Here is a 21810-nt window from a genome sequence, read left to right as displayed (position 1 = left end):
TTCACTGAGGTGATATATATCTGAGAATTATTTAAATCATATTACCTGGCAGTATATCTCCGTACTGACATTATTCGCCTGTGTTTTTATAAAGAAAGCACAGGCGAATGAAAACACCAGAGGTTGCCACTTAACTAATTTAGTCCAACGCTGTCGGATTGGACTAAATATCAGTTTTTCATATTGACTTGCGATCGCATTCCAGATTAGTTTTCAATTATCAAAACAACATTTTCTGGAGGTATTGTCATGCAGGAGTTTCCATTTAACGCTTTCCCCACGTCATTACGTGAAACTATTTTTGATATTGAGGAATGCACACAAGCCCCGGGGGAAATGATTGCATTAACATTGCTGAGTGGATTATCACTGGCGTGTCAGAGCCTGATTAATGTAAAAATAACAGACACCATGAAGTCTCCGGTGTCATTGTATTCATTCGTGATAGCAGATTCTGGCGAGAGAAAAACAGCGGTGGAAAGACTGCTATTAAAACCTTTTCATGAGCATGATCTGCGTGTATTACTCCAGTATGAAAAGCAGAAGAAAGAACATGAGGTCCAGTCTAAAATATGGAGCAAGAAAGAAAATGCACTTCTGAAATGCATTGATAAAGGCACTATGAAAGGACTATGTACAGATAAACTTTCACGGCAGTTAGAAAAGTTATCTGCTGAAAAGCCAGTACAACCGAAAGCCAGAAGGTATATTTATAATAATGTCACCCCTGAAGCCCTGCAGTTTGAAATGTATACCCACTCGCCACAAACAGGACTAATAACTGATGAGGGGGCTAATATACTTAGCAGACGGACCATGAGTGATTTGGGATTTATGAACTCCATATGGGATGATGAAAGTTTTCATGTCAATCGGAAAACAGGGCCGAGTTTTACGATTAAGAATGGACGTATTACGTTGTTAGTCATGGTACAAAAAGCAATATTTTACGATTTTTTAAAACGCAAGGGCGAACATGCACGCGGGAGTGGTTTGTTTGCACGCTGTTTTATCTTGTATATTGATACGAAATTATCGACACAGGGCCAGCGTTTTATTAGTCGTCTATCTTCCCCTCAGTCAGGTAAGCTGGAGAATCTTAATCGCTTCTACCAACGTATGAATGAACTGATAGAAAAAAGTGCTTCTCAACACGGGACCGGGCATCAGACATGTTTATCATTCGAGCCCTCAGCCCTGGAAGCGTGGAAAGAAATTCACGATGAAATAGAAAGCGGTATTGGCCCCGACAGGGAATATGCAAACATGAATGATTTTGCATCCAAACTTCCTAATAATGTTGCACGTCTGGCCGCGCTGTTGAGTTACTATACCGAAGGTGAATGCGCGATAAAAAAAGAATATGTTGAAAATGCCTGGTTGCTGTGTGAATGGTACATGCAACAGGCGATAAAGGTTTTTGGGGCTCAGGAGGGCTACTACGAGGCGCTGCTATTATCATGGCTGCGTCGTGAGTTCAATGAAACAGATATGAATCATGTCAGATTTAATACAATACGAAATGCCGGGCCTAATGTATTACGTAAAGGTAAGTTACTGGAAAGAGTCATTGATAGACTTGAAAAGGAAGGCGCGATAGACATCGTCCGCTCAAGACGCAAGGCACGAATGGTTTATGCAGGCCATTATTTTCGTAACAATCCATTTACAAAAAATGCCGCGTATAAGCACTACTGGCCGCGATAGTTGCGACTGATCGCAACTAATCGCGAGGTTAGCCTGTGGAAATGCCCTAAATTGTTGAAAACTAATATCAGAGTAAATTTATTAGCATGCTTACCATTTTTCGTGGGATTTACTCAGGCGGGGGGGGCTTATTGTTATATTTTCACTGATAAAAATACTGTCGGTATAGTAATATATGTTTACTGGTAATATTATACTTGTTAGTAATACATCCACTCTCTACTAAGATTAATTATTATTAACATACTAATACACTATATACGTACAGTTGATTATATTCAGCATGTAACACCATACGGTTAATTATTACCAAATCGATAATTTTCCTGTACATATCTGCATGTAACATTACCACGATAATTAATCGTATGGTTACTTATTCGCACTTACCTCAATGCTAATTATTGAGTAAATTACTTATTCAGGTTTATATATGCCACATAATTCATTGAATGCTGATTACCAGCAGGCATTTTACGATGTTATTCGTAATGCAGTAGACGAGTTTCCGCGTACGTTAGCACTACGTGTTGATTTACGTTTTCCCCGTCGTTATCAGTATGGTGATTCAAACAAAGAGGTTACTCGTTTTATTGAATCACTGAAAGCTAAGTTACTGGTCGATTGCCAACGTAAGAACCGACGATGGAAACGTAATCGGTCAAATAGGTTACGATATGTATGGGTACGTGAAGTCGGTGAACTTAACCGCCGTAAACATTACCATGTATTACTGATGCTGAATAAAGACTTCTACCATGGTGCCGGGAACTATAACGCCGATGACAGTTTATACGCATTAATCCAGCAGGCATGGTGCAGTGCATTAGGTCTCGATTCGGATCAATATGCAGCTTTAGCCAATATGACTGAAAACGGTTGTTTTTATTTAAACAGAAAATCCCCTAATCATATGCAAGAAGTTACCAAATTACTGAAGCGCATGGAGTATCTGGCGAAAGACCACACCAAGAACTATGACGATGGCTATAGATCCATTGGAATGAGTCGCAGGTAAAGTGTCGGCTAAGGTGGACTTAAATCACTTTGCCGGGTAAGTCTGCGCAGTTGTTTCTCTGATAGCAGTGTATGGTAGAACGAAAGACATATCCAAAGTGAATCGCCACGGGTTTAACAGACACCTCAGAGTCATTTAAGATGGCTTAAAGAGAGGTGCCCATGAGCGGTAAGCGTTATCCCGAAGAGTTTAAAACTGAAGCAGTCAAACAGGTTGTTGATCGCGGTTATTCTGTTGCCAGCGTTGCAACACGTCTCGATATCACCACCCACAGCCTTTATGCCTGGATAAAGAAGTACGGTCCGGATTCTTCCACTAATAAAGAACAGTCAGATGCTCAGGCCGAGATCCGCCGTCTCCAGAAAGAGCTGAAACGGGTTACCGACGAACGGGACATATTAAAAAAAGCCGCGGCGTACTTCGCAAAGCTGTCCGACTGAGGTACGCCTTTATCCGTGACAACTCCTGTTGCTGGCCTGTTCGCCTGCTCTGTCGGGTGCTGGATGTTCATCCCAGTGGTTTTTACGCCTGGCTTCAGCAGCCGCATTCACAACGCCATCAGGCAGACCTGAGACTGACAGGACAGATTAAACAGTTCTGGCTGGAGTCGGGATGCGTCTATGGTTATCGCAAAATCCATCTGGAATTGCGTGACAGCGGGCAACAGTGCGGAGTAAACAGAGTCTGGAGACTGATGAAACGTGTCGGAATAAAGGCTCAGGTCGGATACCGAAGCCCGCGGGCACGTAAAGGCGAGGCCAGTATCGTGTCACCCAACAGGCTCCAGCGACAGTTCAATCCGGATGCTCCTGATGAGCGTTGGGTAACGGACATAACCTACATCAGGACCCACGAAGGCTGGCTGTATCTTGCCGTTGTTGTTGATTCTGTTCTCACGCAAAATTATCGGCTGGTCCATGCAATCCCGGATGACAAAGGACATTGTCCTGAACGCACTGCTGATGGCTGTATGGCGGCGTAATCCCGAAAAACAGGTGCTGGTTCATTCGGATCAGGGCAGTCAGTACACAAGCCATGAGTGGCAGTCGTTCCTGAAATCACACGGCCTGGAGGGTAGCATGAGCCGTCGCGGTAACTGCCATGATAATGCGGTTGCAGAAAGTTTTTTCCAGTTGTTGAAACGTGAACGGATAAAGAAAAAGATCTACGGAACGCGGGAAGAAGCCCGCAGTGATATTTTTGATTACATCGAAATGTTTTATAACAGTAAGCGTCGGCATGGTTCTAGCGAACAGATGTCACCGACAGAATATGAAAACCAGTATTATCAACGGCTCGGAAGTGTCTAGATTATCCGTGGCGATTCATTTCTCGATTAAATGCACACCTTTGATAATCTCACCATCTAGGTTAAATAATCCAGAGCCTATCGCAACTCGCTTTCCAAAACCTATCCCGTAACAAGCTCGGACCTTCTTGTACCAATCACGCAATAACATGAGTTGTTCACAGTCGGTGTCCAACCCTCGGAATGCATTACCAAGTTGATTACCAAAGTCACTTTGTTCAAACCGTTGTAACAGCTCCGAATACTTGAGCAAATCAGCTGAGCAGCGTTTTAACTCAGCAAACTTAGTGTCAGGCTTACGAGATTGCGCCATGAGCAGTGCCTTGGCACTACGCCAATCACTCTTAAACCATGCAAATAATCCCCCTTGCTGGATAACAGCAACGGCATGCGCGAGCATCTCTTGGGAAGGCAACTGGTCCAATTGATACAAAGTAGATAGACCATCTCTTAAAGGACGCAATGTTTCGATTTGACACATTAAGTCGCGCAATACTGCATCGATATCATCATCATCGAAAAGAGGATCTCGAACTCTAATAAGCTCAGTCGGTAAAGCACCCAGAATCGACAACAACTCAGAGCAGAATAGCAATCCAGCTTGCGAATCATCGATATACGAAGCAATACCATCTGGCAAAGCATTTTTGAAATCGTTTAATTGCGCATAAATAGATGATAACTCATCATGAATTGATTGGATGGATTCAAGCCACCTGACCAAATCACGTAAAGTGAAATCCTCTGCTGCACCATATTTTTCCAGCTCTTCACGAGGAAAGTCACACGATTGTCCTTGTTCTAAAAGTCGTAGCTTTTGAGGCTCGATAACCTGGCTCAAGGCCACATAATGACCTTGTAGCAACTCGAACCTATCTAAATAGTGACGCACCCGTGCAATGGCATCGGGTGAATCTAGCTCACTAAGTGCTGGGAAATGCTCTGAACGGCTTTGTTGAATAAATCAGATTTCGGGTAAGTCTCCCCCGTAGCGGGTTGTGTTTTCAGGCAATACGCACGCTTTCAGGCATACCTGCTTTCGTCATTTTGTTCAGCGCTCGTACCAGGGCCATAGCCTCCGCAACCTGACCATCGTAGTCACGCAGCGTCAGTGACCCCCCGAACAGCTGTTTTACCCGGTACATTGCCGTTTCCGCTATCGAGCGACGGTTGTAATCTGTTGTCCATTTCCACCGCGCATTACTCCCGGTCATTCGCTGATTAGCCACTGCACGGTTACGGTCTGCATATTCACCGGGCCAGTAACCCGCACCTTTTCGGGGAGGGATAAGCGCGCTGATTTTCTTACGCCGCAGTTCATCGTGACAGAGCCGGGTGTCGTAAGCGCCGTCTGCCGATGCTGCCCTGATTTTTCTGTGAGTCTGCCGGATAAGACCCGGGAAGGCTTCTGAGTCCGTCACATTGTTCAGCGACAGGTCTGCACAGATGATTTCATGTGTGTTGCTGTCAACGGCTAGATGCAACTTTCGCCATATACGACGGCGTTCTTTGCCGTGTTTTTTGACTTTCCATTCGCCTTCACCAAAGACCTTCAGCCCGGTGGAATCAATCACCAGATGCGCGATTTCACCCCGGGTGAACGTTTTGAAACTGACATTAACCGACTTTGCGCGCTTGCTGACACTGGTGTAATCCGGGCAGCGCAACGGAACATTCATCAGTGTAAAAATGGAATCAATAAAACCCTGTGCAGCCCGCAGGGTCAACCTGAACACGCGTTTAATGACCAGCACAGTCGTGATGGCAAGGTCAGAATAGCGCTGAGGTCTGCCTCGTGAAGAAGGTGTTGCTGACTCATACCAGGCCTGAATAGCTTCATCATCCAGCCAGAAAGTTATGGAGCCACGGTTGATGAGGGCTTTATTGTAGGTGGGCCAGTTGGTGATTTTGAACTTTTGCTTTGCCACGGAACGGTCTGCGTTGTCGGGAAGATGCGTGATCTGATCCTTCAACTCAGCAAAAGTTCGATTTATTCAACAAAGCCGCTCTGAACCACACAACACTGGAAGATTCGACTGATCTTCTACCAATTGCTCAATATATTGAAGCGTATTAAGGCTTTCGCCTTCTAACGCCCACTTATCTACATATTCTTGATAGCTATGTTGAAAGTCGATAATTGATGTCTGCCAAGTTTGTAGCAAATCGACTATACGAGCGCTGTCAAACAATTGAATTTGTGTGTTATTCACACCGCTCCAAGGGTGCTCATATATTTCTGCATTAGCCCCCACCTGCTCACGAACCTCTTTGTAGATGCGGCTAAACTCTACTATTTGGTCACGCAGCCGTAATTGGGTCACTTTATCCAACTGCTTCCCGGAAAGGTTTTCGATATGAAGTGCTGTTGCATCAATATCTAATTTGTGACGATAACGGGTTGCACCACTCAAAATCTGATGGATCGTTTTGCCTGTTTGCGCCCATTGGTTATTGATCAATGCGGCATATTCATTGAGCTGCTGCTTAAGATCTTCATAACGCAAAATCTGAGCATCAATCTCTTCCATAGTAGGCATGGTCGCCTGACTCACCAAGCGAGCATTAATATCATCCAGCACCTTGCGCTTATGAGTTTTATGACTGTGCAACTCTAAGCAAAATTGACCTAGCCCCGCACGATCCAAGCGACGTTTGACGACCTCCAGTGCAGCCATCTTCTCTGCCACAAACAGGACTTTCTTACCGTTGAGCAGAGCTGCTGCAATCAAGTTGGTGATCGTTTGTGATTTGCCACTACCAGGAGGGCCCTCAATGACTAAGTTTTGACCACGGATAGCATCGATCAACGCACTGTGCTGCGAGCTATCCGCATCATCGATTAGTGGAACCTTGTCATGAATATCAGGGTAACTATCGATGCAGTACTCATGCTGACCGAAGCCACCAGGTAAGCCGGAATTCTCTTGACCACAGCTCTGACTGGTGAAAAAGCGACGAATTACTTCATGAGACAATATATTGCGCTTGTCACAAGGCCAGCGGGCAGGATCGAGGTCAAGATACATCATCATCTTGCCAAAATTGAGCAAGCTAAGTGCACCATAACGTTTCACAGACCATTTAGGTTTGTGCTGCTCTACAACCTTCTTCACCGAAGCAAAATAAGACTCTGGAGTTTCCTCTTCATTGAACAAAGGAAGAGCGAGGCCAAAGTCAGCCTGAAGTTTTTCCTTCAAAGAGAGATTGGGCAAAATATCTTCACCCGTGTAATAAAGTTGAAACTTGTAAAGACCATCCTTCGGATCTAATTTTCCTCGTTCACATCTCACCGGAATTGTAAATAACGGTGCATAACGTGCCTTTTCAGAGGAATCGCTTTCATACCACTCAAGGAACCCTAACGCCAAATACAAGATGTTGGCGCCACTCTCCTCCAAAGCAGTTTGAGCCTTACCATAGATGGCGCGCAAACAAGCTTCCAGTTCATTTGGATAAAGCAGAGCCTGTATCCGATTATCGTCATGAGAGGGATTGGAAGAAGATATACTAATCTCATTCCCAGCCTTTGCCTGTCGTTCAAAATCCTCAAGCCCTTCATAGCCTGCTAAGCAGCACGCCTCCTTCAACGCTGACAAAGCTATACCTTGATTAACGTATTCAGAACGAATCCCTGTTAATTTTCCATTCTGGCCTTGGGCATATTGCAAGATAAACTGATGGGCTTTTTCCAGCAACTCTCTATCTGAATCAGAAACAACCGTTTTATGGCTATCTGGTAAATCAAAATCTGTACGGATTCCTAAGACGTGCGCCCAATCCTTAGCGCTAGGATGAGCTCTTAACTGTATATCTTTACCATCTGGCCCAACTTTGAGATAGCCATGCTCTAACAGCTGCGCTCTAGTTGGATCGGGCACAGGAGCAAATTCCATCGGGATTTCCGAGCAAAGGGTTTCATAAAGCTGTTCTGGTAATTCATCAACAATACGTAGTGAAGACCCTTTTTGAGTGATAGGGAAATTCAAAAGTCGATTTCGAGACGTAAGGTCCAATAACTTCTTACGCATAGCCTCGAGGGAAGTCAGAATAAAATCTGAGCCTCCTTGATTGAGTTCCTCTGCTGTAGAGGTATCTACAGTCGACATTATGTTCTCCATTTCTTAGGGTCCACAAGTAAAACGTTTTATGCTGATGCATCACAAAAAGACCGCAGTAAACTGCTGCAAAGAAGAGGAGATTTTTAGTCTCCCCTTCTTTATCAATCAGATCATACAATCAACTTAACGCCCATTAGTTGATAGCAGCCAAATTTCATAAACAGATTCAATCAGTTATTGCTGAATTTGATTGGATAGTAAGACCTGCAACATATCTTGTTGATGCACAGCTATCTCATCTTCCAGCCAACGACCTTTATCTTTCATCAGCCGAATCATAGCAAGCAATTTAAGACTATCAGTCTGGTTATTGGCAAGGCTTGCTTCAAAGTGCTCCTGCTTCTGTTGCGGCTGGAAGTTACTCAAGCGCGAGTTCTTGCTGTGGCTGATAAGGCAAAGGTTGCCAAACGAATGGAGTGCACTCTGCTCAACCGGTTTATAGCCATCCATCGGATGCTGGGGTGAGAAGTGCTCCACCGAGCTGCGGAAAGTGAACTCAAAGGAGCCAGCAACTTTGTCGCTATTCCGATCTCGTACCCACAGCAGATAGTCGAGGAAGTTGAAGACAAAGTTGTTCTCGATATGACCGAAGCGAAGTTTGGATGTAATCACCTTGTGCCAACTCTCATCCACATTGATGGCGGGCAACAGGGCGTTATCAAGGTAGAGCATCTGGTAATAGGAAGCCCCTTCACCAGGCGCCAAAAAGCGCTGGAAGACAAAGCGGCGAGCCTGACTCTCCAGATAGGACAGATAAGCCCCGGCATCCACCGGTTGATCAGGGTGACAATTGTCGAACAGATATCTCAGTGCACCATTCAGCCAATGTTTGTAAACCAGGGTCGGGGTCGACACATGAAACGCCGACAGCAACATCAGGACCCGCCGGTTAACACCAGAGAAACCATTCTCATTTTCATCCTTGTCAAAGGTATTGATGTAACTGACGCTCTTTTCCGAATACCAGTGCAGCCGCTTCAGACTCCAACTATCCTTGCCATCGGCAAACTCGCGCTTGATGATGAACTGATCAAACAGATACTTGCTCTTTAACAGGCCATAGATAAAACGCTGAACTGCCGCTACTGGATCCGGTTGCCTTATCACTCGCAGCTCAAACTGATCGACCAGTTGTTTATCATCAAGCGGCACCCCCTCCGTATCACCCGGGTCGCGGCTCACGAGTCGCAGCACATGGAGCAAGAAGTTGGAGAAGTTGATGACGCTGTTAAAGCGCTCGGAGCCTGCGCTCTCCTCCTCCACCGTCTCCTCACCATCAAGCTTGTCATCCTGCAAAATGGCCAACAAGGTGCGCCCTTGGCTACCGGCAGCTGCACGGCTTTTATCGGCAGCGTCGGCCGTGTTTGGGGATCCTAGCAGATCAAGCAGATGGGCAAAATCACGGGGCACAAACTGACCCCAGTCGCTCTCACCAAACAGACGGTGGCGCTCTTGCGGGGTAAAGCCGTACTGGATATAGCGCTCCATATTGGCGCAGGCATCCCATACCCGGGTCAGGATATGAATACTTTGGCGACGATGCTCTTCCTCGGGTATCTGGTTCAGCGTCTCCATCAGCCGCGCCTTGATCACTTCATGCTTTTCCAACTGCTCGCCGCGATTGTTCATCGCCTCGAAGAAGTGATTGAGATCGGTATCCTTGGGTACTTCGATACGAGAGATCTGCACATGCTTGAAGAGGTAGTCGCAAAAGGCCGTCAGTTTAGCCCCTACCAAACCAAGATCCGCCATTGCCTTGCCAATCAGCTCAAAACCGTTCACCAAACCTTCATTGAAGGTACTCCCCCGCAAATCGTAGGGGGCAACACCCTGCCATAAGCGCTCGAAGGTATGGCTCGATATCGGGCGACTCTCAAAAGCGAGGTTGATGGTCTGATACCAGCTCATATCCACCGAATCTATCGCGTGATGTTTGAGCCAATTGGCCAGCAGAGAGAGGGTAGTAAAGCGCTGCTGGCCATCGATTACCTCGAAACTGCCATCGTCCCGGGCAAACACCACCAGGGTGCCGATATAGTAGGTTTGCGGCCCCTTACCACTGACCAATTTTTGCTGATAATCCAGCACATCCTGCAGCAGCTGGGTGATCTCTCCCTCACCCCAGGCATAGTTGCGCTGGTACATGGGCACCAGATAGCGGGCGCGATCTTCAAGCAGTGCACGAATGGAAAAGGGGCGAACGCCTGCATCATTCATAATATTTCATCTCCCGAAACAGCCCGACCAGCTCATCTTCGGCACCATTGCGATTGTTCTTGTTCTCTCGACTGCTCATGCTAGGCAAAGGGAAGCCGTGCAGATCTCCCGGCAGACGAGCATCACGAATGGCACTGATCAGATTGTGCTCCAGCACATAGTTATCCATGGTTGCCAACTGCACTACCTGCTGGCGGATGCGGCAGCGATAGGCCCAGATAAAGCACTTCTCGATGGCCAGTGACAGCCCTTGGCTGCCGAACTTGTCGATATAGAAGATCAGGGCGCAGTCGAACATGGCCCGCACATAACGATCCCCGGTGCGGTGGCGACGCTCGTAGCTGCCCAGGGTCGATAGCACCTTGCTGGCCATCGGTGTCAGCGTTTCGCCGAGCAGGGTGGCAGATTGCGCCTTGCCGGAATCAGACTCCTCGGCCACGATGGCGGCCACCCGCGTCTGGTAGTACTCGGCCATCTCGAAAAAGCGCCGACCATTGATGATCATCTGGTCGAGATGAAAGGGAAACGTCATGTACTGGCCGTCAATCTTGCGCTGGTACTGGCTGTTGTACTCATCGACAAAGTGGTGGGCGATGCGCAGCGACTCCACGTAAGGATAATGCCCTACCCGATCTAGGTTGACCCCCTTGAAGAGATCCACCTCCCCCTTGCCAAAGTAGCGGGCCGACTTGTCCTCGGCCCACTGGCGTACCCGATAGAGATAGAGGGCGAACAGATTGGCCAGCTCGTCGCTTGGCAGGCGCTCCCAATGGGCGACCGCCTCGGCCTTGAGATTGGCCTCATGACCGGCAAACTCGCGCAGGTGAAATGCCTTGAGCAGATCGTGAGGAGCCAGATCGCGCCCCCGGGCATTTTGCGAATCGAAGAACTGGAACGCCTCCGAGATATCCTGCAGTACAAAGCAGACCACCTGACAGCGGTTGAGCAGAAAGTCAATTTGCTGCTCGTCAAACTCAGGGCGGGCCACCAGCCGACGCAACTCCAGATAGTTGCGTCTGAGGTTGAACTCCGAATCCCGGCTGGGGAAGCGCTGGCGCTGCATAAACGCATCGATAGGTCCACGCAAGACCTGCAATTGCTCACGCAGATCCTGACGTTGAAACCGGATACTCTTCTCTTTGCCACTGCGATTTTCGTTATCCAGCACCTCGATCAGCGCCTTGACGGTCAACATCAGGGTCAGGGTGCGTTGCTGACCATCGACGATATCAAGCATCTCGCCCTGCTCACTATCGGTGTGCTGATGAAACACCACCGAGCCCAGCCGGTAGGCGCTCTTGTCCTGATGGGTTGCCAAATCGGTAAAGAGATCCGAGATATTCTTGGAGCCCCAGCGGTAAGGTCGCTGATAGCTTGGGATGGCCAGTTGGGGAATGGCCAGCAACTGGCGTACCGACTGCACTTGATTATTAATGCTCTCCATCATGCCTCCTGCGGTATGAAGTGGTCAACAAAAACTGGCCACCGCGTTAGAGTTTTTCCAGTATCGGTTTTCTGATTCGTTTGGCGGTAACCCACCATTATATTCGTGCGGTCTTAGTGCGCTGTAATATCCAACGATATAGTCCGTTATTGCGTGAGCTGCATCGCTGAAGCTTACATAGCCCGTCGCCGGCACCCATTCGTTCTTCAGACTCCTGAAGAAGCGCTCCATTGGGCTGTTATCCCAGCAGTTTCCACGCCGACTCATACTCTGCCTGATCCGGTATCGCCACAGTAACTGCCGGAACTGCCTGCTCGTATAATGGCTGCCTTGATCGCTGTGGAACATCACCCCGACGGGCTTACCACGGGTTTCCCATGCCATTTCCAGTGCTTTCATGGTGAGCCTGCTGTCCGGCGAGAACGACATGGCCCAGCCCACTGGTTTTCTTGCGAACAGGTCGAGAACAACGGCGAGGTACGCCCAGCGCTTACCCGTCCAGATATAGGTCACATCACCGCACCACACCTGATTTGGTTCCGTTACGGCGAACTGTCGCTCAAGATGATTCGGGATAGCAACGTGCTCATGACCGCCACGCTTATACCGGTGAGTCGGCTGCTGGCAACTGACCAGCCCCAGCTCTTTCATGAGTCTGCCAGCAAGCCAGCGCCCCATCTGGTAGCCTCTCTGGGTTGCCATTGTGGCGATGCTTCTTGCTCCGGCAGAGCCGTGGCTGATGCCATGCAGTTCAAGTACCTGACTGCGTAATACAGCCCGTCTGCCGTCTGGCTTTTCAGGACGGTTTTTCCAGTATTTGTAGCTGCTGCGATGAACCCCGAACACATGGCAGAGAGTGGCCACAGGATAACGCGCCCTGAGTTTCCCGATTATCGAGAACTGTTCAGGGAGTCTGACATCAAGAGCGCGGTAGCCTTTTTTAATATTTCATTTTCCATTTCAATACGTTGTAGCTTTTTCCTGAGCTCACGGATTTCAATTTGTTCGGGGTAATGGGGGAGGCTTTTGGTGTTTTGCCCTGCCGTTCATCACGTAATTATTTCACCCATCGCGTCATTGTGGAAAGGCCGACATCCATAGCGCTGGCTGCATCTGCCACGGTGTAGTTCTGGTCAACGACCAGTTGAGCGGATTCGCGTTTAAACTCTGCGCTGAAATTTCTTTTTTTCATTATGACACCTGTGTTGTTCTGAGGTGAGCATATCACCTCTGTTCAGGTGGCCAAATTCAGTAAACCACTTCATACCGACTGCGGCCTGAGTTTTTTAAATGGCGGAAAATCGTGTTGAGGCCAACGCCCATAATGCGGGCGGTTGCCCGGCATCCAACGCCATTCATGGCCATATCAATGATTTTCTGTTGCGTACCGGGTTGAGAAGCGGTGTAAGTGAACTGCAGTTGCCATGTTTTACGGCAGTGAGAGCAGAGATAGCGCTGATGTCCGGCAGTGCTTTTGCCGTTACGCACCACCCCGTCAGTAGCTGAACAGGAGGGACAGCTGATAGAAACAGAAGCCACTGGAGCACCTCAAAAACACCATCATACACTAAATCAGTAAGTTGGCAGCATCACCGACAAATGAGCCCATTGGAATAAGTTAGAAACTACATATCTGCCAACAACATCCCAGCCATACCATCCAGTCGCTTCTTGACCTTTTCCCACCCCGGCATAACCTGCCCCATCAGACGGTAAAACTCCTCACTATGGTTGTGCTCAGCAACATGACATAACTCATGTAGCAAGACATAATCGATGCATTCTGAGGATGCCTTAACCAGCCATGGATTCAAGGTCAGACAGCCTTTTGCTGAACAGTTGCCCCATTGCGTTTGCATCGCCCGCAGACGTATCGGAGGACGCTCACTGACCCAAAGGGTCTGCGGAATCAGTAAATCAAGCCTGCGTTGAAATACATCTCTGGCACGTTCCCGATACCATTCAGCCAGCAAGGCTTTAATCTTTTCTGCCGATTTGTGTCTGACAGTCACTTCCAGACGCCCACGCAACATTTTCACTCGTTGCGGCACAGTAGCGTCTTCTGTCACTTTCAACTGATATTGCTTACCGAGATAATAATGGCTTTCTCCGCTGACATACTGACGCGGAACAATGTGTGTCTGTTGCTCCCTGAAATCACGCAGTTGCTGGTATATCCAGCGACTTCTTTTTTTCAGCGCAGACAACAGCTCGTGCTCCGGTGTTTCTGGAGGTACAGAGACAATAACCCGGCAGTCCGGATGCACCTTGATGAGCACCCTACCCTTTACGACCTGACGCGGAACACACTGTACGACGATGACCTCATCACCATAGACAATGCGTAACGCTTTCATTGATGGCGATTCTTTTTCACTCATGATTTCATCAAACCAACGCGCAGTATCTGGATGATGGTTTCCACAATACGGTTAACCTGATTCATTCCGGCACCAATTTCCCGGCAGGCCGTAAACAGCAGTGGTAGCAGACTTGTCTTAACGACTTTCTCAATGTCCTGGGGGTTCAGGGAGTTTTCTGCCACCGCTTTGACGATAATGTTGTCCACTTCAAAAGCCAGCTTCGTCCACTTATCCTGCACCTGAACGTCGTTTACCGCAAAAACCTCAGGTAGCTCTTTTTTAAATACACCGTAATACGCCTGAGCATGCTTGTTTACCGCCAGTGCATCCGGGATATCGCTGAGCTTACGGGCTTCAACCTGTTCTTCAAATTCACGGAACAAAAGGTACTGTTTCAGCGGATGGTCAAACAGTTTTTCAGCCTCTTCGATAGCCATACGCAGGAGTTTTGAAAATGCCTCCTGAGCATACGGGTCATCACGCAGCTCCTGCTCAATCATCTTTGTCACACGGGTTTTAATGATGTCGGTTTCATTGCGGGTTTTATTGTTGTCCCACTCTTCGGGCTTTTCGCTCTTGCCCATTTTACCGACTTCATACACGCCATCCGGTTCACGAACCTCAACGCCGGTGACATGCTTATCCAGCAGTTTTTTCACCTGCTCAGCGTAGTCGTCATAATTGACCTGCTCTCCACTTACCTGCATCGCCCACTGGCGCAGGCTGGACATCTGTTTTACGGTTTCTTTATAGAGATTTCGGTCTTGTTCCGTAAAGCTCTTGTCGGTGAAGAAGGTAGCGGACTGCAGTGCCACTTTCAGGCATCCGGCAAAGGCCGTTAACGCCTCGAAGAAATCATCACGGGTTTTCTGATGGATATCGACCATCTCTCCGTCACGTTCTTCCATTTTAGGCACCAGTACCGCACGTAACTGCTCAGTATCATTTTTGTTTTTAACACCGGCAAATATGGCCCACAGCTGGTTATACAGATGCGGCAGACGCTTATATTCAGAGCTCATGGCGCTGTACAGCCCGTCAATATCTTTGATATCGTATCCGCCCTGAGTTCGGGAGGCGAGGTCCTGATATTTGCCGATAGTCGTGTCCAGCTCAGCCAGAATGCCGCGATAATCAATCAGCAGACCGAACTTTTTTAGTGGATGCAGTCGGTTCACCCGCGCAATCGCCTGGATAAGGTTGTGGGACTTAAGCGGCTTGTCGATATACAGCACGGTATTCTTCGGCTCATCAAACCCGGTGAGCAGTTTATCAACGACTATCAGCAATTTGAGCTTCTCATCGGTATCGAAACGACTGATGATATTGCGGGTATACACAGACTCATCCTGCGTGCCGACGTTATCTTTCCACCATTTCGTCACTTCCGGCAGTTTGCTTTCATCCACCTCAGTATTCCCTTCCCGGGTATCCGGCGGGCTGATAACTACAGCTGACTCAAACAACCCGGCTTCATCAAGATACTTTTTATATTTGATGGCGGAAATCTTGCTGTCGCAGGCAAGCTGGCCTTTCAGTCCCTCATCAATATTCTTCGAGAAGTGCGTGGCGATATCGAGTGCGATCAGACGGATGCGATCATCTGCACTATAAACCTCACCTTTACGGGCATATTTACGCTTAAGGTCGGCTTTTTGCGCTTCGCTTAACCCATCGGTAATACGATCAAACCAGGCATCTATTGCCCGATCGTTAACCTCAAGGTCGGGAATACGTTCTTCATACAGCAAAGGTGTAACGGCTTTATCTTCTACCGCTCGCTGCATGGTATAAGCGTGGACAATCGGTCCGAATTTATTGGTGGTCTTATCTTCTTTTAGCAATGGCGTACCAGTAAATGCCACAAAGGCGGCGTTCGGCAGTGCCAGTTTCATTCGCACATGGTTCTCACCACCCTGGCTACGGTGTCCTTCATCAATCAGTACGATGATGTCGGGGCTGGTATTGACGCATTCAGGAAGTTTTGTCGCTGAATTAAATTTCTGGATTAGGGTGAAAATGATGCGTTCTTTACCGGAGCCAATCTGTTTCGCCAGCATCTGCCCGGATGTCGCCATTGCATTGGCTTTGTCTTTTTTCCCGGCCAACTCGCCGCCGGATGCAAAGGTACTGCTGAGCTGCCCTTCAAGATCGACACGGTCCGTCACCACCACAATGCGACACTGCTTCAGGCTGTCATGAAGAATCAGCGCCTTACTGAGGAACACCATGGTGTACGATTTACCGGACCCCGTGGTATGCCAGATCACACCACCTTCTCTGCCCCCGTCCGGTCTGCGGGTGCTTATGCGTTCCAGCAGCTTTTTAATCCCGAACACCTGCTGATAGCGGGCGACAATTTTCCCGGTCTTTTTATCAAACAGGGTGAAAAAGCGGGTCATCTCCAGCAGACGTTCCGGTGAAAGCAGGCTGATGAGCAGCTTATCCTGCCCGCTGACGGCCAGTTCACCGGCGGCGATTAACTGTTGGTACCAGTCGAGATCGGCTGAAGGACGATGATCAAACAACGCATGAATTTGTTCAGTCGATAACTTATGGTTGCGCAGCGCATACATCTGCGCGTAAGTAATATCTTCTTCGCGCCATGCCGCCCAGAATTTCATTGGTGTATGACAGGTGCCGTAGCGCCCGTCATACCCGTTAATCGACAGTAATAGCTGGCTATAGGCAAACAGCTGCGGGATTTCGTCGTTGAGCTGATTGCGGATACTCTGGGATATCCCTTCGTCAATGGTTGGCCCTTTCTTGCCGTGACCCGCCGGGCTTTTCGCTTCAATGACGGCCAGCGGGATACCATTCACAAAACACACAATATCCGGTCTGCGGGTTTCGACACCGCCTGACCGCAATACCGTAAATTCTTCGGTAAAATGGAACTGGTTATTTTCCGGATGTTCCCAGTCAATGAGTGCAATCGTGGGGTTGACCTTCTTACCATCGACAAACTCCGTGACGGCGATACCATAAAGCAGATGGTTATACATCCGCTCATTGGCTTTCAGCAGCCCTTCATTCAGCGCCGGAGAACAAACCTGCGATATCAGGTTATCCAGTGCCTTTTCCGATAACTGGCAAGTTTTACCGCTCGCCATAAAGGAACGCTTCGACAACGCCTCACGCAGAACCGGACGCAGCACCACCTCATCCTGTTTATAGCCCCGATAACCCATAATCTGTTTCGGGGGTAAAAACGTCCAGCCGAGGCTGGTCAGTAACGTCAGTGCCGGGATTTTGGCGCTGTATTCTTCCTGAAACTTTGGCGTGTACGGCTGGTTCATTAGCTGTCCTTATTCTTCGCGTTAAGCGCTCACGGCTTCTTCAGCTTCTACTTTGACACGACGTTTCCCGGTCAGTAACTGCTGCATCAGGGCTTTTTTCTCTTCCTTCAGACAGGCGAGCTTTTTCTGCAGCGTGGTGATTTCGGCGTCGGCTGCGGACAGGACGTCAGCGATTTTTTGTTGTTCTTCAAAATGAGGAAACTTTAGCGAAACCTTTTCAAAACTGCTTTTATTTATTATAGGAACAGCAGTGGTTCCCGCTAACGTGAGGAGGGTTTTTACATTAAATTCGATTTGATAATAGAAAAATTCATTTGAATTGGAACCACGAACAATAACTGAGTTTATTTGCTGGTTTGTGCCCATATTTTCATCAGCAATAGCATTCTTCCCGATTGAGGCTATACATGTAACTAATATACTACCCTTCGGAACAATTCTGGCTTTTTTAGCTCCCTGTTCGGACAGCTTAATTTTTGTGTTTGAAACATATTTCCCAACAAAATCTTCTGCAGTAGCCCATGATATATCCCCACCATAGTTATCACTGTCGTTCTTCGGGGGTGTAGAGCCCGTGACAACCGTTCCAATGTCACTAATTTGTAAACTCTGCCACTCCCCACTAAACCTCACCCCATTCTCATCCAGCAGGCGTTTTTTTCCGGTAAGCAATTGCTGCATCAGGGCTTTTTTCTGCTGCTGACTGTTGGTGAGAAGCTTTTCCGTCACCGAAATCGCCTTATCCCAGGTTGACAGGATTTGGGCGATTTTCTTTTGTTCTAACTCGGGGGGAATAAGTACTGGTAACTCTTGTAGCTGCTTAGCCGATAAGTTAGCTTGCTTCGTTCCACCTGGAAATGAATACAATACAGATAGAATCAACTCACTCCGGAGTAGGTTCAAAATATAACCAGAGCTCGCATTATTTTTAGGAACTATCTTTAGTACCCGCTGATTTAGCAATGAGCATTGAGTGTTTGAAGGAATTTCAACTGTAAAACCATAATCACGTTTCCCCATGGTACCCGTCATAGACATGACCAAATCACCTGGCGACACCAAGAATCTTTTATAGTCAACTTTAAAGGAATCAGGTAAATACACAGGGTTACGGTTTAAATCTAATGTATTCTGGTATAGATTGCCCATCCTAAGTAAAGGAATACCTGTTGGAACAAAATCTTCACTTCTGAAGGCATACCCCATAATCGTATCTGCCAAATCTTTTAAGGTTCCAAGCGTCCATCCCTTAGGCACCATAACCCAACTCCTTCAGATAACCTGCCATCTCAACTTCCAGCTTCGCCAGTTCCACCTTCAGTTGCTCACGCTCAGCACGTACCGCCAGCAAATCAATTTCGTCTTCTTCCTCAAAGGTATCGACATAGCGTGGAATATTAAGGTTATAGTCGTTGTCCTGAATCTCTTTCAGGCTGGCGAGATAGGCGTATTTCTCGACGTTATCGCCTTCACGATAGGTGTTAACGATCTTCTGGATATTTTCTGCGCTGAGCTGGTTCTGGTTTTTGCCCGCCTTATATTCACGGCTGGCATCGATAAACAGTACCTTGTCATCCACTTTCTGTTTTTTGAAAATCAGAATCGCAGCAGGAATACCTGTACCGTAGAACAGTTTTTCCGGCAAGCCAATGACGGCATCCAGCAGATTTTCGTCGATCAGTTTCTGGCGAATTTTACCTTCGCTGGAGCCACGGAAAAGCACACCGTGTGGCACAACTACGCCCATACGGCCAGTTCCCGGTTTCAGGGTTTCGATCATATGTGAGATAAAGGCGTAATCGCCTTTAGTATTCGGCGGTACACCGCGACGGAAACGACCAAATTTATCGTTCTCAGCCTCGTCATGGCCCCACTTATCCAGGCTGAAGGGAGGGTTAGCTGTCACGATATCAAACAGCATCAGGTCGCCATTTTTATCGAGCAGTTTCGGGTTACGAATGGTATCGCCCCACTCGATTTTGTGGTTATCTTCGCCGTGAAGAAACATATTCATTTTCGCCAGCGACCATGTAGATCCAATCGCTTCCTGACCGAACAAGGCATAGTTACGGCTGTCATGCCCGGAGACAATTTTACGTCCGCACTTCATCAACAACGAACCGGAACCACAGGCCGGATCGCAGATGGTATCACCGGGTTGTGGGTCGAGCAGTTCAGCAATCAGGTCTGATACTTCCGGTGGGGTATAGAATTCCCCGGCTTTCTGCCCACCGCTGGCGGCAAAGTTTTTGATCAGATATTCGTAAGCATTACCGATAACGTCCAGCGTACCGACACGGCTTGGCTTCAGGTTAAGATCTTCACCGGCAAAGTCTTCCAGCAACTGACGCAGGATGGTGTTCTTCTGTTTTTCTTCGCCCAGACGGTCAGTGTTAAACGAAATATCCTGGAAGACACTTTTCCCGGCATCTTTCAGTTTGGTGCCGTTGGCTTCTTCAATCGCATGCAGCGCCTGATCGATACGCTCACCGTTGCCCGGCTCATGACGTCGCTCGTACAACGCATAGAAACTGGCGCTTTTCGGCAACACGAAGCGCTCGTTCGCCATCATCGCTTCAATCAGTTCCGGCGCATCGCCATATTGCACTTTATATTCGTCGTAGTGATCTTGCCAGACATCCGAAATGTACTTAAGGAATAGCATGGTAAGGATAAAGTCTTTATAGGTATCAGCACTGATGGTGCCACGGAACGTATCACACGCGGCCCACAGGGCTTTGTTGATCGTGTCCTGACTGATTTTGTCGTTCATGAATCATCCTGGTCTAAAGAAAAAGCTAGCGATGCAGGGCTTTGCATCTTAAAAATTGCGGTAAATGATACCGTAAGATGCCTCCCCTGACACGCCAATATCGCAGCATTCAGGTTTGCATCATCCCCGTAATATCGACATGAGACAGACTGACACAACCTGGCTCGTCACTCGCTAAAAACCAATTATCTTAGTAAGATAGCATCCATATTAGCCATGGTGTAAAACTGCCGTTGGGGTAATGATGATCCATATATCGCCCGTTCTGGTGTGTGGGGCTGACATGATCCATAATCGGCAACGTTGATGCCCTTTGATAGTAATGATGACCGTCAATGTGATTCCCCTGCTGACTGGAGGTCTCCGGATAGTATGAGTATTACCAACTGCGTTATCGGCCCACTTTACGATGAGCAAATAAAAAAAACACTTATGTATGCTGACCATAAATTCAAGCGGCTAATGAATACACGAATGTCGTTACTCGAACATTTATCACCCCACTATGACTTATCTTCCATGTTCAGCTGGCTTTGTTGAATAAATAAGATTTCGTGCGAACGACCCTGTAGCTGGCTGGATTTTCAGGCAATACGCACGCTTTCTGGCATCCCAGCCTTTGTCATCCTGTTCAACGCACGCACCATGGCCATAGCTTCCGCTACCTGACCATCGTAGTCACGCAGCGTCAGTGAATCTCCCAACAACTGCTTCATTCTATACATTGCCGTTTCCGCTATCGAGCGACGGTTATATTCCGTTGTCCATTTCCACCGTGCATTGCTTCCGCTCAGCCGCTGATTAGCAACGGCACGGTTGCGGTCTGCGTACTCACCGGGCCAGTAACCTGCTCCTTTTCGGGGAGGAATAAGCGCGCTGATTTTTTTGCGGCGCAGTTCATCGTGACAAAGCCGTGTATCGTAAGCCCCGTCTGCCGCGGCTGCCCTGATTTTTCTGTGAGTCTGCCGGATAAGGCCCGGGAAGGCTTCTGAGTCCGTGACGTTATTCAGCGACAGGTCTGCACAGACAACTTCATGTGTGTTGCTGTCAACAGCAAGATGCAACTTTCGCCAGATACGACGGCGCTCTTTGCCGTGCTTTCTGACTTTCCATTCGCCTTCACCAAAGACCTTCAGCCCGGTGGAATCAATCACCAGGTGTGCGATTTCACCCCGGGTGGACGTTTTGAAACTGACATTAACCGACTTTGCCCGCTTACTGACACTGGTGTAATCCGGGCAGCGCAACGGAACGTTCATCAGGGCAAAAATGGAATCAATAAAACCCTGCGCAGCCCGCAGGGTCAGCCGGAATACGCGTTTAATCACCAGAACGGTGGTGATGGCGAGATCAGAATAGCGCTGGGGCCTTCCTCGTGATGAAGGCGTTGCCGACTCATACCAGGCCTGAATCGCCTCATCATCCAGCCAGAAAGTGAGGGAGCCACGGTTGATGAGAGCTTTGTTGTAGGTGGACCAGTTGGTGATTCTGAACTTTTGCTTTGCCACGGAATGGTCTGTGTTGTCGGGAGGATGCGTGATCTGATCCTTCAACTCAGC

Annotated in this window: 11 protein-coding genes and 4 pseudogenes; 3 read left to right on the top strand and 12 right to left on the bottom strand. The window is 48.1% G+C overall.

The features are described from left to right. The first annotated feature begins 249 nt into the window (after window positions 1-249). From ACS0RQ_RS10350 to ACS0RQ_RS10340, 3 genes and pseudogenes are all read left to right on the top strand, one after another. A complete protein-coding gene (locus ACS0RQ_RS10350; RefSeq protein ID WP_103278980.1) occupies window positions 250-1707 on the top strand; it encodes a YfjI family protein in 1458 nt (485 codons plus the stop codon). Window positions 1708-2140: 433 nt separating this feature from the next. After that, a complete protein-coding gene (locus tag ACS0RQ_RS10345) occupies window positions 2141-2725 on the top strand; it encodes an inovirus Gp2 family protein (protein ID WP_103278979.1) in 585 nt (194 codons plus the stop codon). A gap of 161 nt (window positions 2726-2886) precedes the next feature. Next, window positions 2887-4035, top strand: a pseudogene (locus ACS0RQ_RS10340) (IS3 family transposase). A gap of 18 nt (window positions 4036-4053) precedes the next feature. Here ACS0RQ_RS10340 and ACS0RQ_RS10335 read toward each other — a convergent pair. The 12 genes and pseudogenes from ACS0RQ_RS10335 to ACS0RQ_RS10280 form a co-directional block, all read right to left on the bottom strand. After that, window positions 4054-4980 (bottom strand): annotated as a pseudogene (locus tag ACS0RQ_RS10335) (DUF4011 domain-containing protein); the annotation flags it as partial. 58 nt (window positions 4981-5038) lie between these two features. Continuing rightward, window positions 5039-6007: an IS5 family transposase gene (locus tag ACS0RQ_RS10330; protein WP_023279773.1), complete on the bottom strand. Its 969-nt coding sequence runs from the start codon at window positions 6005-6007 to the stop codon at window positions 5039-5041. Window positions 6008-6028: 21 nt separating this feature from the next. Continuing rightward, entirely contained in the window at window positions 6029-8143 is a 2115-nt protein-coding gene (locus ACS0RQ_RS10325; protein WP_334633469.1) for a DUF4011 domain-containing protein, read from the bottom strand. Window positions 8144-8329: 186 nt separating this feature from the next. After that, window positions 8330-10372: a DUF262 domain-containing protein gene (locus ACS0RQ_RS10320; RefSeq protein WP_103281221.1), complete on the bottom strand. Its 2043-nt coding sequence runs from the start codon at window positions 10370-10372 to the stop codon at window positions 8330-8332. Further along, the gene (locus ACS0RQ_RS10315; RefSeq protein WP_103281222.1) at window positions 10365-11816 is read right to left on the bottom strand and encodes a DUF262 domain-containing protein; all 1452 of its coding nucleotides are present in this window, start codon (window positions 11814-11816) and stop codon (window positions 10365-10367) included. Before ACS0RQ_RS10315 ends, ACS0RQ_RS10320 begins: the two co-directional genes overlap by 8 nt. A 24-nt stretch (window positions 11817-11840) precedes the next feature. Then, a pseudogene (locus ACS0RQ_RS10310) lies at window positions 11841-13008 on the bottom strand (IS3-like element ISEc52 family transposase). 72 nt (window positions 13009-13080) lie between these two features. Then, window positions 13081-13355: pseudogene (locus ACS0RQ_RS10305) on the bottom strand (IS1-like element transposase); the annotation flags it as partial. Window positions 13356-13441: 86 nt separating this feature from the next. Next, entirely contained in the window at window positions 13442-14197 is a 756-nt protein-coding gene (locus ACS0RQ_RS10300; protein ID WP_094888004.1) for a M48 family metallopeptidase, read from the bottom strand. After that, window positions 14194-17478, bottom strand: a complete 3285-nt coding sequence (locus ACS0RQ_RS10295; protein WP_236906847.1) for a type I restriction endonuclease subunit R — start codon at window positions 17476-17478, stop codon at window positions 14194-14196. Before ACS0RQ_RS10295 ends, ACS0RQ_RS10300 begins: the two co-directional genes overlap by 4 nt. A gap of 21 nt (window positions 17479-17499) precedes the next feature. Continuing rightward, on the bottom strand, window positions 17500-18738 hold the full coding sequence (locus ACS0RQ_RS10290) for a restriction endonuclease subunit S (protein ID WP_071448112.1): 1239 nt from the start codon (window positions 18736-18738) through the stop codon (window positions 17500-17502). Continuing rightward, entirely contained in the window at window positions 18728-20251 is a 1524-nt protein-coding gene (locus ACS0RQ_RS10285) for a type I restriction-modification system subunit M (protein WP_236906848.1), read from the bottom strand. The genes ACS0RQ_RS10290 and ACS0RQ_RS10285 overlap by 11 nt, the downstream gene beginning before the upstream one ends. 584 nt (window positions 20252-20835) lie before the next feature. Further along, window positions 20836-21804 carry an IS5 family transposase gene (locus tag ACS0RQ_RS10280; RefSeq protein ID WP_000654811.1) on the bottom strand — a complete coding sequence of 323 codons (969 nt, stop codon included), beginning with the start codon at window positions 21802-21804 and terminating at the stop codon, window positions 20836-20838. Window positions 21805-21810 lie beyond the last annotated feature (6 nt).

This window comes from Phytobacter diazotrophicus, assembly GCF_052061655.1.
GTDB lineage: Bacteria > Pseudomonadota > Gammaproteobacteria > Enterobacterales > Enterobacteriaceae > Phytobacter > Phytobacter diazotrophicus.
Note: the sequence above shows the minus strand (reverse complement) of the source record. Positions and strands in the feature narration are given on the sequence as shown.